15 protein-coding genes and 1 pseudogene are annotated in these 16,438 nt (G+C 41.6%); 4 read left to right on the top strand and 12 right to left on the bottom strand.

Translation table 11 applies throughout. The features are described from left to right. Positions 1 to 253: 253 nt before the first annotated feature. The gene (locus tag GNE10_RS19685; RefSeq protein WP_185566608.1) at positions 254 to 658 is read right to left on the bottom strand and encodes an Npun_F0494 family protein; all 405 of its coding nucleotides are present in this window, start codon (positions 656 to 658) and stop codon (positions 254 to 256) included. Between the two features lie 193 nt (positions 659 to 851). Here GNE10_RS19685 and GNE10_RS19680 point away from each other — a divergent pair, with 193 nt between their 5' ends. Next, positions 852 to 1,289 (top strand): peroxiredoxin, encoded by a 438-nt coding sequence (locus GNE10_RS19680; protein ID WP_096534437.1) that lies wholly within the window; start codon positions 852 to 854, stop codon positions 1,287 to 1,289. A gap of 83 nt (positions 1,290 to 1,372) precedes the next feature. Here the strand turns inward: GNE10_RS19680 and GNE10_RS19675 are convergent, their stop codons facing one another. The 8 genes and pseudogenes from GNE10_RS19675 to GNE10_RS19640 all read right to left on the bottom strand — a co-directional run bounded on the left by GNE10_RS19675 (position 1,373) and on the right by GNE10_RS19640 (position 10,536). After that, the gene (locus GNE10_RS19675) at positions 1,373 to 1,834 is read right to left on the bottom strand and encodes a hypothetical protein (protein ID WP_260446937.1); all 462 of its coding nucleotides are present in this window, start codon (positions 1,832 to 1,834) and stop codon (positions 1,373 to 1,375) included. A gap of 31 nt (positions 1,835 to 1,865) precedes the next feature. After that, entirely contained in the window at positions 1,866 to 2,753 is an 888-nt protein-coding gene (locus GNE10_RS19670) for an ABC transporter permease (RefSeq protein ID WP_185566607.1), read from the bottom strand. Between the two features lie 134 nt (positions 2,754 to 2,887). After that, a complete protein-coding gene (locus tag GNE10_RS19665) occupies positions 2,888 to 3,907 on the bottom strand; it encodes an ABC transporter ATP-binding protein (protein WP_185566606.1) in 1,020 nt (339 codons plus the stop codon). Between the two features lie 133 nt (positions 3,908 to 4,040). Then, positions 4,041 to 5,048, bottom strand: coding sequence for a choice-of-anchor A family protein (locus tag GNE10_RS19660; RefSeq protein ID WP_185566609.1), 1,008 nt, complete (start codon positions 5,046 to 5,048; stop codon positions 4,041 to 4,043). A gap of 364 nt (positions 5,049 to 5,412) precedes the next feature. Further along, a complete protein-coding gene (locus tag GNE10_RS19655; RefSeq protein ID WP_185566605.1) occupies positions 5,413 to 6,882 on the bottom strand; it encodes an aminotransferase class I/II-fold pyridoxal phosphate-dependent enzyme in 1,470 nt (489 codons plus the stop codon). Between the two features lie 187 nt (positions 6,883 to 7,069). Beyond that, positions 7,070 to 7,207, bottom strand: a pseudogene (locus GNE10_RS19650) (IS630 family transposase); the annotation flags it as partial. Positions 7,208 to 7,580: 373 nt separating this feature from the next. Continuing rightward, complete coding sequence (recA, locus tag GNE10_RS19645) at positions 7,581 to 8,657, bottom strand: recombinase RecA (protein WP_099067232.1); 1,077 nt, start codon at positions 8,655 to 8,657, stop codon at positions 7,581 to 7,583. Between the two features lie 394 nt (positions 8,658 to 9,051). After that, positions 9,052 to 10,536 (bottom strand): bifunctional UDP-sugar hydrolase/5'-nucleotidase, encoded by a 1,485-nt coding sequence (locus GNE10_RS19640; RefSeq protein ID WP_185566604.1) that lies wholly within the window; start codon positions 10,534 to 10,536, stop codon positions 9,052 to 9,054. A gap of 311 nt (positions 10,537 to 10,847) precedes the next feature. Between GNE10_RS19640 and GNE10_RS19635 the strand changes: the two genes are divergently transcribed. Beyond that, positions 10,848 to 11,198 (top strand): helix-turn-helix transcriptional regulator, encoded by a 351-nt coding sequence (locus GNE10_RS19635; RefSeq protein WP_099067230.1) that lies wholly within the window; start codon positions 10,848 to 10,850, stop codon positions 11,196 to 11,198. Positions 11,199 to 11,231: 33 nt separating this feature from the next. Then, positions 11,232 to 12,227: an SRPBCC family protein gene (locus GNE10_RS19630; protein WP_185566603.1), complete on the top strand. Its 996-nt coding sequence runs from the start codon at positions 11,232 to 11,234 to the stop codon at positions 12,225 to 12,227. Between the two features lie 411 nt (positions 12,228 to 12,638). Here the strand turns inward: GNE10_RS19630 and GNE10_RS19625 are convergent, their stop codons facing one another. Beyond that, positions 12,639 to 14,315: an ABC transporter ATP-binding protein gene (locus tag GNE10_RS19625; protein ID WP_185566602.1), complete on the bottom strand. Its 1,677-nt coding sequence runs from the start codon at positions 14,313 to 14,315 to the stop codon at positions 12,639 to 12,641. 250 nt (positions 14,316 to 14,565) lie between these two features. Here GNE10_RS19625 and GNE10_RS19620 point away from each other — a divergent pair, with 250 nt between their 5' ends. Continuing rightward, positions 14,566 to 14,826, top strand: coding sequence for a hypothetical protein (locus GNE10_RS19620; RefSeq protein WP_185566601.1), 261 nt, complete (start codon positions 14,566 to 14,568; stop codon positions 14,824 to 14,826). Positions 14,827 to 15,104: 278 nt separating this feature from the next. Here GNE10_RS19620 and GNE10_RS19615 read toward each other — a convergent pair whose 3' ends face one another. Next, positions 15,105 to 15,383 carry a hypothetical protein gene (locus GNE10_RS19615; protein WP_099067226.1) on the bottom strand — a complete coding sequence of 93 codons (279 nt, stop codon included), beginning with the start codon at positions 15,381 to 15,383 and terminating at the stop codon, positions 15,105 to 15,107. Between the two features lie 324 nt (positions 15,384 to 15,707). After that, positions 15,708 to 16,226: a beta-lactamase hydrolase domain-containing protein gene (locus GNE10_RS19610; protein ID WP_099067303.1), complete on the bottom strand. Its 519-nt coding sequence runs from the start codon at positions 16,224 to 16,226 to the stop codon at positions 15,708 to 15,710. Between the last annotated feature and the right edge of the window lie 212 nt (positions 16,227 to 16,438).

The raw sequence follows: 16,438 nt of genomic DNA, 5'->3' as shown, positions 1-16,438 counted from the left end.
ACTGAGGAGTTAGGGGAAAGGGGAAAGGTTAAAGGGTAAAGGGAAAAGGGATAAATTTAACCTTTCCCCCTTACCCCTTTCCCTTTTCCCATGCCCAATGCCCCATGCCCAATGCCCAATGCCCCATGCCCAATGCCCCATGCCCAATGCCCAATGCCCCACCACATTGTAAAGACTTTATGAACGGGTGTCATGTTTCCGTATACTATTGTTCCCTTTGATTCGCTAATCTTAACTCTTTAGTTGTTTTGTTCTAGAAGGGTAAGCGGAACCAACGAGTCACGATATTGTATAAGCGATCGCGCCATGAAGGAGAACGCCAATTTTTACCTTGATGTTGTTCTATCAACTGATGTCCCAAGGGAGTAAGGCGAAAACTATCGGTAATTCCCTGACCATCGACTTCTCGCCGCAATACACCCACTTGAATCAGCCAGCCCAAAGCGTCGTCACATGCTAATTCTGATAAAGGACGCTGAGTATAACCTTGATTAAATCCATTTTCTAGGGCGATGGCACTCAAGGATATACTCTGATGCCGCATGGCTTCAAATAAAGATGGATTAAAGGGCGAACAAATGAGCGATCGCTCCGCCCTTTGGATTGTAATGGCAGGATAAACAAAAGTTTTGGGGTTGCGGAAATCAACAGTAGGCATTGTGTATGGGTATAAATTTTTCTTTGAATAAAAATTAATTTCAGAATATATCTTTTTGTATCTGTTAGCCGAACTCAGGAGAATTGAGTTAACTAAAGTATAGTTATGTTATTTTTTAGTAAATATATTTAATCATTATAAATTATTGTAAAATCTCAAGTGCATCAACAATCTGAAACAGGAAAGGTTTATTATGCCTCTAGCAGTTGGTACGGATGCACCTGCATTTACCGCCAAAGATACAAACGGCAATACAGTTTCTTTATCTGATTTTGCTGGTAAGACGGTTGTTTTGTATTTTTACCCCAAAGATGACACTCCAGGCTGTACCAAACAAGCTTGTAGTTTCCGGGATGCCCAATCTAAATATCAAAGTCAAGATGTTGTAGTTTTGGGAGTCAGCGCAGATGATGAAGTTTCTCATCAGGCATTCACCCAAAAATATAATTTGAATTTTCCTCTACTGGCTGACACCGATAAATCCCTCATCAAAGCTTTTGATGTGGATGGCGGTGGTTACGCCAAGCGCGTCACCTACGTAATTGGGCCAGACGGCAAAATTACCCACGTTGACGCCAGTGTAAATACAACAACCCACGCTGAAGATGTTTTAGCTGCACTTGGGCTGTAGTTTTTTACCTCACACAGCAGCCAATAGTCAAAAAAGTCTGACCCCAACCCCAAGCTTTTGGAGTTGGGGTTATTGATTTGAATTCAGTTACCAGAAGGTAATTGTGGGGTTGTCTGTTGTGCTTGTGGGCATTGGAGTGCTTGTTGTTGGTTCCTTGATGCTGTTGGTGGTTCAGTTGATGATGTCGGCGACGCCAAAGCAACCGATGGCGATCCTGTGGCCTGCCCTTGTTGACGACATTGAAGCAACTGTTGTTGTCTAGCTCGAAAAGCTGCTGCGGTTGAATCTAGTTGTTCGTTCTGTTCTTGAGAATTCCAGTTGAGAGTTCCAAAGTTTGCTCGGTGAATCAGATCGAACATATTGAAATTATCTGAATTCGAGCGGGAGAAGGGATCGGTATTTTGGTCTGTGGTACTGTTACTAGGAAAAGCATCTGCTGGACTCAACTGAGCCAAACTAGGTTCAGCTATCAGTAAAGGAGCAAAGCTAATTCCTGCTGCGGTAGCCAGGAAGAGTCTAGTAATTTGTAAAAATGGTTTTTTCATGGTTTTTGACTCAAAATAGCTCTCTTATATCTTAAGCAAGAGTCCGTCTTAATTGCGGCTGAATGCTAACTAAGGCAACAACAGCAAAACCAAACAACACCAATAATGCCCCTCCAAAGGTAACATTACCCCAAGGAGCCTGCATAACTACACTATCTAAAGCCCAACTACTGTGGAGATACAAATAGCGAATGGGTTCGATGGCATAGCTGAGGGGATTTAGAGTTGCTACAACCTGCAACCATTGAGGCATAAACGATAAAGGAGCCAAAGCGGTACTAGCAAATAATAATGGTAGGTTAGTGACAAAAATTACCGCAATTAGTTCAATGTGACCGGGTAAAGCAAAAGCCAAGCCCAGAGAAATGGCTGTCACGCCCAAAGCCAGCAGGAAAACAATTAAAGCGATCGCACCTAAACCAGCTGCATCAGGTATTCCCGCGCCTAAAAACGCTGCTGCACCTACAATCACGGCTGCTTGCAATAAACTTTGGCTGATGATGAAAATTGCCGAAGCAAAGACAATGGAAAACCGCGATGCCAACGGTGCTACCAGCAAACGATTCAAAAAGCCGAACTCGCGGTCAAACATCACAGGCAAACCAGCATTCAGCGCTCCAGCAAAGGCTGTAAATACAATTACTCCAGCTGCCAAAAATTGACCGTAATTTGTCGTACTGCCAAATAAACCTTTGGGTGCATTTTGGAATAAAGCGCCAAACAACACCAACCACATCACCGGCTGAATAATTCCAGCAATTAATGTCGAAGGACGGCGTTGCAATTGAATAAACAAGCGACGAGTTAAAGCCAGCGTCTCTTGTACCAATTCACCGAAAAAATTAGAATCGGATTTAGCATCAGCTTGGGGTGATGCTAGCGGTTGCCAATTGATATCAGATTTAGGGGTAACACTCATAAGAATTTTGGATTTTGGATTTTGAATTTTGGATTGGGGATTAGGAAGGGGGAAAGGGAAAGGGGTAAGGGGGAAAGGTTAAATTTATCCCTTTACCCTTTACCCTTTAACCTTTTCCCCTACCTCCCCATTTTCTATCTCATATTCTGCTTTTTCTCAGCTTTGGGATCGCGGGTGGCGATCGCTGCTAGTTCTGCATCCATCAGGGTGCGTCCTGTGGCGGCTAGGTAAACGTCATCGAGACTGGGGCGAGATTGGGCGATGCCAAATATGGGCAAGCCGGCGGTATTTAGGGTTTGCTGGATGTTGATGAGAACGTCATTTTGGGGCGTTACCACCAAGTTGAGAGAATTACCTTGAGCGTTGTTGATGATGACTTCTTGGACGAAGGGCAAAGATTGGAGGAGGTTTTTGGCTTTTTCGGCTTCTTCAATCGGGGAAAACTCCTGAATTCGCAAGGTGATGCGATCGCCCCCTACTTGGTCTTTCAATTGGGAAGGTGTCCCAGCAGCAATCACAACGCCGCGATCGATAATTGCCACGCGATCGGCTAGAGCGTCAATCTCTTCTAAATAATGGCTGGTAATTACCACCGTTGTCCCAGAGGCGCGTAATTTCCTTAAGAAATCCCATACCACAAAACGGCTTTCTATGTCAAGCCCTACGGTTGGCTCATCTAAGACTAAAACATCCGGTGCGTGGAGTAAGCCAGCCGCTAAGTCAAGGCGCTTGCGTAAGCCGCCAGAGTAGGTTCCGGTTTTTTTATTGGCGTATTCTTGTAAACCGAGTAAATCCAATACTGTTTCAATACGCTGTTTGGCTAGTGCCCCTGGGATATGATAAAGTGCTGCTTGCAATTGCAGCAGTTCTCGTCCAGTCAACACTTTATCTATGGCGACTTCCTGAGCTACATAGCCTAATTTTTGTCTTGCTACTCTGGGATTGTCTAATACAGAGATACCAGATACTTCGATTTTGCCAGCATCAGGCGTGGTGAGGGTACACAAGGCACGTAAGGTGGTAGTTTTGCCAGCACCGTTGGGGCCAAGTAAACCAAAGATTTCTCCTGACTCTACCTGAAAAGAAACATCCTTAACGGCAACCACCGTGCCGTAGGATTTTTGCAAATTTTGAATTAAAACGGCGGGAGCCATGACAGCTTTTCCCCAACTATACAAATCTCAATAAATCTATTTTTATTGTAGAAGGTGGGGACAAGGAAATAGCGCATGAGCGAAAATATGTAAATAAGTTCGCTTCATGCGCTATGCTGCCAAAAATTTGGGATTATTTTAAGCAAGTTGTTAGATTGCGTTTGTGGCGAAAGATACCAAATCCTAAAGCAATTAATCCTAAACCTGGCAAATTAGCAGGTTCTGGAACTGAAGTAGGAGTGGTGGGATTATTGTTGTTTGTGGTGTTGGGCGGATTGTAATAAGTCTCGGTTTTTGGGACACTTGGCAAATCGCCATTAAATAGATAGTTGTGGGACTCGCCATTTCCAGTTAAGGAAGCTACCACTACGTTACCGTTAACTTGACCGTTATTGAAGTTGAAATTCGCCAAAGGAGCGAGAATACTACCTTGAATGCCAATACTACTGGCAGTGAGGTTAGTAGCTTCATAGAAATTGTAGATTACCTTTTGTTTATCTGTGCCCAGGATGTTAAAGCCGAAGTTTTGCAGTGATACATCCTTACCGCTGATATTCACAAGGATAGTTGAATTTGCATCTCCCTTGATTTCAAAATAGTTTGTTTTGGAAACATCCGTTCCTGAAAGATTAAAAACATTGAAGGCTGTGCCGGTTCCACTGAGGTTGATAGCACCCCAAGGTTGTACCGTTGTTTGGCCGGTGGGAGTTAAAGTTGCTAAATATTGCGATAGCGATCGCAATTCTTCTCCTGCTGCATTAAAGTCAATGGGATTACTTTTACTAAGAGTTCCTTGGGGAAATCCCACGTTACTGGAAACATTGGCTGTGCCTCCATAGACAGCATTACCGTGGTAAACTTGACCGTTGCTGAGAGTTAAGTTTTGTCCGGCTACGACTACGTTACCGCTATTGTTAGCAAGTCTGCTTCCCAGTCCGCCAACGAAATTCACGTTACCGCCAGCAGCAAGCTTTCCTTCGATATCTGTATATTTTTGAGTGATGTCTCCCAAAACAAATACATTGTAATCAGAAGCAGCGCCCAACTCAACTGCGTTTGCTTTTGCAGAAATACCCAGTGCCAAAGTCACTGCAATGGGAACTGCTACTCGTTGCCAAACATAATAGGTTTTTGATTTCATTTTCTAATTTTGGAATTATTAACATCATCCTAAAAGTAGAAATCAAAGGCGACATTAGTTTAATGGTGAGTTTCATTGAAGTTTTATAGCTACCATCATCACTGTATTTTTTCACTGAAATTATTACATCAACCGCATATTTACTGTTGACTAAAAGAATTTTAAAGCCGCAATAAATAAAAAAATAAATAAGAATAGATGTTGGTTGAATGTTGATTTTTAAAGGTTCACAGGTAATAGTGACAATGGATTCTTTGGATTTTCAAGTCTCCAAATTGCTTGATTTTGTAAAGTTTTAAAATTGAAATTTTCTAATTTATCAATTTAGGGATGATGATTTTTTAAATATGACAAAATTATGACATTATTGAACAACTTTTAAAGTTTTCAGACTAGTGTCATGGCAACCGCTGATAAATCCTCCCATCCCTTGGATTTGTTGCAAATAATCAAGAACCGATTTAGTGATGAGTTCTCCTGGCATTAATACGGGAATTCCCGGAGGATAGGGACAGACAATTTCAGTACAAATACGGTGGCAAGTCTTTGCTAAAGGTAATGTTTCACTGGCAGCAAAAAAAGCTTCACGGGGAGACAAATACAAATTACTCGCGGCGGTTGGGGAAAAATCTTGCCAAATATAATTTTTAACAGTGGCGTTGGTTCGGCGATATTCTTGAGCAAGAGCAGTAAAACCTTGGATTAATTGCTGAATATCAGCCGTGGTGTTGCCCATAGTAATAATAAAAGTCAGGTGTTGTTGGGAGGGAAATTCCGCAGTAACAGCAAATTTTTCATCTAAAACATCATCTGCTGCAAATCCGGTTAAACCTAAATTAGAAACCGTGACAGTTAATCGCGTTTTATCTAAAGCCACAAAGCCAGGAGTTCCCCCCAATTGAGGCATTTCCAAAACAGATAAGCCAGGAAGTTGGCTGATTTTGGTTCTGGCTTCCTGGGCAAGTTGCAAAGTTTGAGACATCAGCAGTTTTCCGTGGAGTGCCATTTGCTGACGCGCTGCATCTAGAGAAGCTAAAAGTATATAACTGGGACTGGTAGACTGTAGGAGCTGCAAAGCTTTACTAATGCGATCGCTATCTATCCTATTACCTTGAACGTGCAACATCGATGCCTGTGTCATGGCACCGAGTACTTTATGGATGGATTGTACAGTTAAATCTGCACCTGCGGCTAAAGCTGGAGTGGGTAATTTTGGATGAAAGCGAAAGTGTGCGCCGTGTGCCTCATCTACGAGTAGAGGAATATTATATTGATGTGTAATATTGGCGATCGCATTCAAATCTCCACAAACACCGTAATATGTAGGGTAGACTGTCAACACTGCTTTAGCGTCAGGATGTTGTTGCAGTGCAGATTCTACAGCAGTTGGTGTAATGCTATGGGCAATATCTAAAACTGAATCGTATTCGGGATTGAGAAAAATCGGTATAGCACCAGAGAGAATTAAACCGGCGATGGCAGAAGAATGCACATTTCGAGGCAAAATGATTTTATCGCCATTACCACAGGTAGCGAGAATTGCCGCTTCAATTCCACAGGTAGAACCGTTAACCAAAAACCATGTTTGGGAAGCGCCAAATGCTTCGGCTGCTAATTGTTGCGCTTCTTGAATTACCCCTTGGGGTGTAGAAAGATTATCTAAATCTGCTAATTCCGTTAAGTCAGCGCGAAAGACGGCTTTGCCAAGTAAATCAGCTAACGGTTGAGAGATGCCCTTGCCTTGTTTGTGTCCAGGCATGTAAAAAGCAGCATGAGAGCGTGTTGCATTGGCTTTTAAGGCATCTAATAAAGGTGTTTGGTTTTGATTGAGCATTTTTGAAAAAACAATGCAATTCTAATGCTGCCCCTATCTGTTGGTCATTCCAACGAAGATCCCATAGGGTGAGCGAAAAAAGGTGTAGGGAGTGTGGGGAGTGTGGGGAGTGTGGGGAGTGTGGAGGGTAATTTTTTGGATACTTAGCTAGAAATCCCACACAAAATTTCGTTCACCCGATCCCATATTCACCCTCATCCGACATCAACAGTACTCGTGCATGGAGAATTTTTTTCGCTGCTGCATGACCATTGCGGCTAATTGTTTCTAAGTTTTGTCTTTGTTCTGCACTTGGGCGGATCTTGTCCCTTCGTCCACGTCCCATTTTCTTTGTCTGCTTTTATCATCTTTATTGCAACATTTTAGCCTTGTCACCCTAATACTAGTAGTCTGGCAAGTCAACTTTGGGGGGTAAAGGGTAAGGGGTAAAGGGAAAAGGTTTTGATTTTTTCCCCCTTCCCCTTTACCCTTTAAAGAGCTAAGTTTACTTGGCGAACTACTAGTAGTCTATGTCATTAATTTTGTAATGAAAAAATGTTCGTAGTCAGGATTTTAGTCCTTGATTTTTAAGCACTAAAGTGCTTACTACGAACCTTTCAAAATTTTTGGGACAGACTACTAGTCGATTTATGACTGTTAACCATCAATAGTCAACAGTCAACACAAAATTACATCCCCTTTTGAGCGGTGAGGTGAGCTTATTCTTCTTCGTCTAATTCGATTTCTTCTTCTTCATCTTCATTGGACTTTGAGACAGAGTTAGCAGAAACAACAGCACCTTTATCTAGCTTTTCCCGTACTAATTGCTTGATTTGTTCAGCAAATTCTGGCTTTTCTTCTAGATATTTAATGGCGTTGTCTCGTCCTTGGGAAATATTATCGCCGTTGTAGCTGTACCAAGCTCCTTTGCGGATGATGATGCCAGTTTCTTCTGCCAAATCCACAATGCAACCCAAAGTAGAAACACCTTTACCAAAAATAATGTCAAATTCCGCTATTCTAAAAGGCGGCGCTACTTTATTTTTGGCAACTTTGACTTTGACGCGGTTACCAAATTCATCTGTACCTTTTTTCAAGGTTTGAATCCGGCGAATATCCAAGCGCACGGAAGCATAAAACTTCAATGCGTTACCGCCAGTTGTGGTTTCTGGGCTTCCGTAGGTAACACCGATTTTTTGCCGCAACTGGTTGATGAAAATAACTGTGCAACCAGATTTACCAATATTGCCAGTAATTTTACGTAAAGCTTGGCTCATCAACCTTGCCTGAAGACCAACGTGAGCATCACCCATATCGCCTTCAATTTCAGCGCGGGGAACTAATGCAGCCACGGAGTCAATAACTACAATATCAACCGCAGCAGAACGAACCAGCTGATCGACAATTTCCAAAGCGGCTTCTCCTGTATCAGGTTGAGAAACCAGCAAATTTTCAATATCTACACCCAATGCCGCCGCGTAGGTGGGGTCAAGGGCATGTTCGGCATCAACAAAGGCAGCGATACCACCTTCTTTTTGTACTTCAGCGATCGCATGTAAGGCTACTGTGGTTTTCCCGGAACTTTCCGGCCCGTAAATCTCAATTACCCGTCCCTTGGGTAAACCGCCTCCCAATGCCAAATCCAAGGTTAGCGCCCCACTGGAAATTGTCTCTACCCGCATCCGGGTAGCATCTCCCAGACGCATGATTGCTCCTTTACCGAAGCTACGCTCAATCTGGTTGAGTACTATATTTAATGCTTTTTGCTTGCCAGAAGTATCGGTATTGATAGCCATTAGAGCCTCTAAGTATATGGGTTTTTAGGAGTGTGGATTTAGATTGTGAGTAGAACAGATATACTATTTTAACCAGAAAATTCTGGAATAGGACTTCTCAGATTAAAAATCAACTGTGACAAGATCGTAACTCGATCGCCATCAGATTAGGGTAGTCTTCTCCAAGTAAAGCAGAGACAAGTACACGTCTTACATATTACAAATCTTATAGGGGTCAGCATCCTGCCCGCCGCTGTGTACCTCGTTTAGATGAAATGCACTGTAAAGTTTTGATAAGAATAGGATACTATTATAATCTCTAGTACTCTGCCAACCCAAAAATGCGCTTCTTTCGGGCTGGGGAAAGGGGAAGGCATAAAGGGTAAGGGATTGAAAACCTTTCCCCTTTCCCCCGCTATTTTTGCAGCTTTAACTGGTCAATCAGCACAAAACGAATATCTCGTTTCTCGGCAATCAGTTTAATTCCCGGTTGTTGAAGATTTAAGAAGTCTAATCCTTTTTCTTTACCACTGATTAAAAAGTCATTGATAGCAATTTTGTACGTGCGTTTCAGGTCAAGAGGTTGGCCTTGAATCAACCAATTTTTTGAATTTGCTTGTTGAGTAACTTTAGCTGTTTGCAGATAACCACCGGTTCCTTTATTAGCTTGTCCTCGCTCTAATACTCTTTGCAAAAGCGCACCATTTATTTCTACTGCAACAACTTTACCGCCAAAAGGTAGTATCCGAATGACATCGTACTGGGTAATTGAACCTGGCAAAATCACATCATCAACTCGAATTGAACCGCTATTAAATACGGCTAAGTCTGCATCAGGTACTTCCTTTAACATTGACTGGGCAATTAATTCTGTCAATTTTGTGGATTGATTGCGGACACTAGATTCTAGACCATCTAAAGGAAATGTTAGTTGAGTAATTTGCTGATTTGGTTCAAAACCGTTGGCGCGAAATGCTTGATAACCTCGCTTTAGCCATTCTTGGACTATCTTTGCCGTTTTTGGTTCGTCAGGAATTTGCTCGGTAATCGGTACGAGTCGGGAATTAATTGCAAGGCTTCTTTTGATTGAATCGTAACTCAATTGGTGGACATAAACTGTACGTGCATTAGCATCTGCTTTAAAAATCGGTGTAAAATCTCGACCCCGCCATTGCTGAATATTTTCATGCTCGTGACCACCCAGAATTATGTCTATTTCTGGTATAGTTTCGGCTAATTTGCGGTCATCTTCAATAGATAGATGGGTCAGAGCAACTATAATATCTACTTTACCCTTGAGTTTACTAACCTGCTGTTTGGCTGTTGCAATCGGATCGGTGTAACTGACATACTTTGGCTGATTGCTATCAAGGGTAACAGCAATTAATCCTACCCTCACCACAGCCCCGCCATCACCTTTGACATTGAATATAATTTCGCGGGGAACACCTTTGAAGGGTTGCCCTGTGCTATCAGATACATTACTGGAAACCCAACGAAATCGAGATTCTTGCAATCTTTGATAGAACAGGTCTTCTGGTAGGTCAAATTCGTGATTGCCAAAAGTTGCATAGTTAAGCCCCAAAGCGTTCATCACAGCTACCATTTGCTGACCAGCCAGAGGTATACCGTTAATTTTGGCAGTTCCTAAAGCAGAAGGGCTAAGAGCATCTCCAGCTAACATAGTGTAGGTGCGGGGATTCTCCTGATAAAGTTGTTGTCGTAAGGTTGCAACACGCGCCAAACCCCCACGTGTTCCACTTTCCACAGGAGTAATTTCGTAAATATCGTTAAGTTGCAACAGGTTAATCTTAACGATTTCTGCTAGCCCAGGAGTAGTTAAAATTACTGTTGCCAATACTGAAAAAATTACACTGCACCCTTGGCGAATAAGTTTCATATTTAAAAGTGAGGGCTATTGTCATAAAGTTTACAAAGCTGTTGCTGAGATTTGTAAATAACAGCACCTTGTGAGCAAATGACTAAAGCATACCGTAGCAATTTGACATCCGAAAAGTGGGAGTTGATTCAATACTGCTCGCTTTGTGCATTTTCAACTCGGAATTTGGTTTTGGGAAAAGGTTAAAGGGGAAAGGTTTCAAATATATCCTTTACCCCTTAACCTTTGTTAAAAATTAGCTCTTGACATCTTTGACTAGTACATTTAACCTAGTAGTTAATTAACTGAGTGGTTAAATACTTCCATCTTAAATGTCCAGCGATCGCTTGAGCCTTACCTTTGCTGCCCTCGCCGACCCAACCAGGCGGGCAATTTTAGCTCATCTTGCTAAAGGCGAAGCATCGGTGACTGAACTAGCCCGACCCTTTGAGATGAGCCTACCTGCCATTTCTAAACATCTCAAGGTGCTAGAACGTGCTGGATTGATCGTACGGAGTCGAGAGGCTCAATGGCGTCCTTGTCGGTTAGAGGCAGAACCGCTTAAGGACATAGCAGATTGGATCGAGGAATATCGCCAGTTTTGGGAACAGAATTTAGATCGTTTAGACGAATATCTACAGGAATTGCAAGCAGAGGAAAACAAGTCCGATCGCGAATCTTAATGTGCGATGGTTCCATTGTTAAGGAGAAACAAGATGTTGAAACAAAATGACTTTGCTTCCAGTGAATCTGAACGCAAGATTGTTATTACTCGTGTCTTCAACGCACCACGAGAACTTGTATTTAAGGCATGGACAGAGCCAAAACACATTGCACAATGGTGGGGGCCAAAAGGCTTCACAACCCGCGTCACTGAACTGGATTTTCGTCCGGGGGGGCGATCGCGCTACGTTATGACTGGCCCAGATGGCACAGAGTACCCCGTCAAAGGTGTTTTCCGCGAAATCGTGCCTCCAGAAAGGATTGTCAGCACAGATGAATTTGATGAAGGGTTTGAACAAGTCATCAACGTTGAACTACCACAGGGAATCGTGATGACAGCAATATTTGAGGATTTGGATGGTAAGACCAAACTCACACTAGAGATTGTGCATGAATCTGCTAGCGATCGCCGCAACCATGAAGAGATGGGTGTTGTTGCCGGCTGGAACTCCACCTTTGATTGCCTCGACGAATTCCTGGCCCAACAAATCGAACAGCAGCACAATGGTTTCACACTCACCTTGCCATCAGATCGGGAAATCTTCATAACTCGCATCTTCAAGGCCCCGCGCCGCTTGGTATTTGAGGTATGGACTCAACCAGAACATGTTAAACGCTGGTTTGGAGGTTGCAGCACCATGACAATGACCGTCTGCGAAATCGACCTACGCGTGGGAGGTAGCTGGCGCTATGTCTTGCATGACTCCAGCAACGGTAATGACCACGGGTTCTCAGGAGAATATCGTGAGATTGTTCCACCGGAAAGATTAGTATCCACCGAACGCTACGAACCAGTTCCCAACAGCGATAGTTTGAACACACTGACTCTCACCGAAGAGGAGGGAAAAACAACACTACACATCCATATCCAACATCAGTCCAAGGAACAACGGGACGGACATCTGCAATCAGGTATGGAAGTGGGACTGCGTCAGACTCTAAACCGTCTCGAAGAACTTTTGCAATCCATATCAACTGTTTCAGGGTGAGGTAGCGAGATTATTTGTTGAGGTTGGGAATTGGGCAAGCAGGGCATTGGGGATTTTTTCTTGGCCAATGCCCTACTTTCTCCATTATTATCGAACAGAATAAAGGCGTCAGTCGTCACAATTCAGTTTGGTAATTGTGTACGACTGGCGGATAGCGCAGCGTAAAGCCTGCGGTATGGCAACTCTTAGAGACGCTACGCGTAGCTTGCTTAAGAGCAGGGGTACGCTGAGAGCGAGCGTCTGAATAACTGGGTTTAAGACCCACACCAAATTGAAAATTTGGTGGTCTTCTCCCAAGGGGAGACGCTACGCGAACAATCAGTGGCAGGTCTGAATCCCCCACTGAAAGATTGCTGAATTCTCAATTCTGAATTCTGAATTCTGAATTCTGAATTCTTCTTCAACTAATCCTTAAGTGCGTGCTAACAATGGAGCAGCAGCTAGTAAGGTTTTGGTATAGGGGTGCTGAGGACTGGCAAAAATCTTTTTGGTTTCGCCGAGTTCAACAATTTTACCGCCGTTCATTACGGCAATGCGATCGCACAAAAATCTGGCTAACCAAAGGTCATGAGTGATGAACAGATAAGTTAATTCAAATTCTTCTTTTAATTGCAACATCAAATCTAGGACTTGTGACTGCACGCTAGCATCTAACATACTCACCGGTTCATCGCAAATCACCAGTTTCGGGTGAGTAATCAAAGCACGAGCGATGGCTACTCTTTGTTGTTGTCCTCCAGATAAATCTGATGGATAACGTTCATAATAAACTTCTGGTGGTGTTAAGCCAACTTTTTCTAACATCCACAAAACTTGTGATTTTGCCTTTACAGAATCAGCAAGATGATGAATAAACAAAGGATCGGCTATACTTTGTCCCACTGTCATTGCTGGATTGAGACAAGCATGGGGATCTTGAAACACCATTTGTATTTGTCGCCGTGAAGAACGAATTTCTTGAGGCGAAAGTTTAGTTAAATCCTGTCCTAAAAACTCAACTTTGCCAGCAGTAGGACGAATGAGTTGCAAAATTGTCCTTGATAATGTGCTTTTACCACAACCTGATTCCCCAACTAAACCGAGAATTTCTCCCGGATAAAGATCCAAATTAATCCCATCTACCGCTTTAATTGTCTCTGATTGTCTGTTAAACAGTCTTTCAATAAAATTAGGTTCTATAGTGTAATATTGTTTGAGGTCTGTGACACTCAAAATCGGAGACTTTTCTTTAAGATTCGCTAATTTCTTTTCTTCCCCAGTTTCTATTCCCCATTCCCCAGTCTCTATTTCATCTACTGATTGAATATGTAAAGCTGCTTTGAGGAGGGATTGAGTGTACTCGTGTTGTGGTTGTCTAAAGACAGCTTGCGTCGAACCCATTTCCACCATTTTACCGTGGTACATAACGCCAATGCGATCGCAATACTCAGCTACCATTGCTAAATCGTGAGAAATCAGCAGTAATCCCATGTTTTCTTCACTGCACAGCCGAGTTAATTCCTGTAATATCTGCGCGGAAACGGTAACATCTAAGCTTGTGGTGGGTTCGTCTGCAACGATTAACTTGGGACTGAGGAGTAAAGCTAAAGCGATGGCTACCCGTTGGCGCATTCCGCCGCTAAATTCATGAGGATACTGATTCCAGCGACTCGCAGGGATATTTACTTTTGCCAATGTTGCAAGTGCTTTTTCTTTGGCTTGCGCTGCTGATAATTCTGGTGAATGTGCTTGCAAAGTTTCCAAACAATGCTTACCAATAGTCATCAAGGGATCGAGGCGCGTCATCGGATCTTGAAAAATTAAAGCGATGGCTTCCCCGCGAAATTTCTGCAACTGATTAGGAGTCAAGTCAAAAACTGACTGTCCCTCAAATGTTACTCGTCCTTCAACGCGACTAGAAGGTGGTAGTAATCGCATTACCGCGCGTCCGATAGTTGACTTACCGCAACCAGACTCCCCCACCAATCCCATTTTTTCTCCGCGTTGCAGAGTGAAAGATACATCATCAACCGCCCAGCTTGGTGCTTCTTCACTTCGTTGAGGATAAGCAACTCGTAGATTTTCGATACAAAATAAGGCTTCACTCATACTTACTTATTACCCTGGGCTAGCAGCTGGGATAATTTTAAATTTTAGATAGTTTAGCAGATTATTTTTAGACCGTACCTCTTGAAGAAAGACTTGGTGCTTTGTCCTGAGAAACACAAATGACTAATATCAAGAAGAATTTTCGACCCAAAAATAGGTTTTAAGTCTGAAAAAATCGGATACTATTCCTTTCGTAAATATCCTTTGACATATAATAAATTTAAATTCTCTAGAGAATCAAATTAAAATAATGGCTAAAATCGTAATTTATACCTTGCTTGATAATCAAATCAAGGAATTTTTGCACAAGCTGACCCTAGAGAAATTAGAAGCTATCCTGGGAGGCTTTTATCCTGCTAGTTTTCATATAGTCAATATCACTGACTCTGTAGGAATTAATCCTCAAGGAGGAGATAATACATATGAAGCTGTGAACCATTCAATCAGCTACCATGATAATGACATTAATAGCATAGACTATTCTGGCTCTATTTATAATAACTTTTTTTAGTATTTATAAGTGATTATAAGGCAAAAGTCTATTCCAATTATTCTCAATTATCTTGCATATCAAACATCTAATTTTTTAGATAAGACAATAGAAAATAGGGAATTAAATTGTTCTATTCCCTACTCACTATTGTCCAAAAATCAGTAAATTCATCAATCAAATAGAAGTTCTACAGCAATCCCAAATAATTTGTGAAATATTACCTGTTAGGGTTGTTGACAGTCAACAGTCAACACCTATACTGTTCACAACTGAAATAGGATTGCTATATGTATTAACTAATGATGATCGGTTATGCCTTGGTCAGTTTCTACTAAACGTGACATTAACACGTCTGGCTTTCTACTAATCACAGACTGAACTTTATCAATTGCAATTACTTCACTGATTTTTACAACCATTTCCCAGAGAGTATCTTCCTCTGTATCTTTGTTATAAGTTCTATGTTTAAACCATAACAAATCATCCCAAACTCCGATAATTGTAGCAAAATACCACTTTTCTCGTATTAGTATCCAGATTTCTTGTTCTAAGTAAGTTTGTAGGAGAGATTTCACAATGCTTGAGATTCTAAAAAAATATTGTGCTACATATTAAGTAAGTATTAATGTATTTAACAACAGTAAAAATACTGTCATTTGTTTGTATAACGAATATTAAAAAAACTTAAAATTTATAAAGCAAAACCAGCTTTAAACTACGATTTTATAGATATTTGAGATGATAATTTTCTTACCTTGATAAATCTTGCCAGTATAATATGGAATTTTTAGCTTTAGTATCAGATACTACAGACAATTAGCGTATCAAAAGGCGTCGGCAAAACCCATTTGCTCTAGAGATGGAATTGAAGACGCCTGGATACTGTTGAGTGTTAGCTGTTAACTTTTAACTCTTAACTGTTGATTGTTGATTGTTAAAAAACCATCACTAACTGTTACTGCTACTTTCGTATGTTTGTTAACATAATCCACAAACAATTGTTTCAATCGAGGACTAACACCAGCGTGTTCAAAAAATCCGAAGCCTACATTACGAGCTTTTGATAAGATTTGCTCTGGTGTTAATCCTTCTTTGATTGCGACACTCAATAATGCAATTCCAGTGGATCGCATCCCTGCTGCACAATGAACAACTGCTGGCTTAGGAATTTGTTCGAGTGTTGTCAGTATTTTGGTAATTAATTCTTCATTTAGCGCTTCTAGTTTCAGTGGCACATTGGCATAGTACAACCCTAGTGTTTCGGCTACTCGTTGCTCATCATGGGAAAATCCCAACTCATCAGGCGATCGCAGATTTAAAATTGACTTAAAACCTTCTTGCTTAGCTTGCTCAAGCTGTTTTGGTATAACTTGTCCTGTGGTTGTCAAGGTTTCGTTAATTTGTATGGCGTTGATCACATTCACTCCTTTTTATTTTTCAATTTCTTGTAGCTTCATAAATGCCCTTAAAAGCAAGCTTCAACAAGATATTTAAATAAAGACAACAAAATTGAGCAAATTTTACAAATTATCTCTTGATTATTCCTGAATTTGCTTTTTGGTTTGATTGTTTTGTTGCTTTAACCATAATATACGGTTTACCGATAGATTTAGTGTACATTAAAATATAT

Source organism: Nostoc sp. 2RC (assembly GCF_014222165.1).
Taxonomy (GTDB): Bacteria; Cyanobacteriota; Cyanobacteriia; order Cyanobacteriales; family Nostocaceae; genus Nostoc; species Nostoc linckia.
This window is presented reverse-complemented; position numbering and strand designations above follow the sequence as displayed.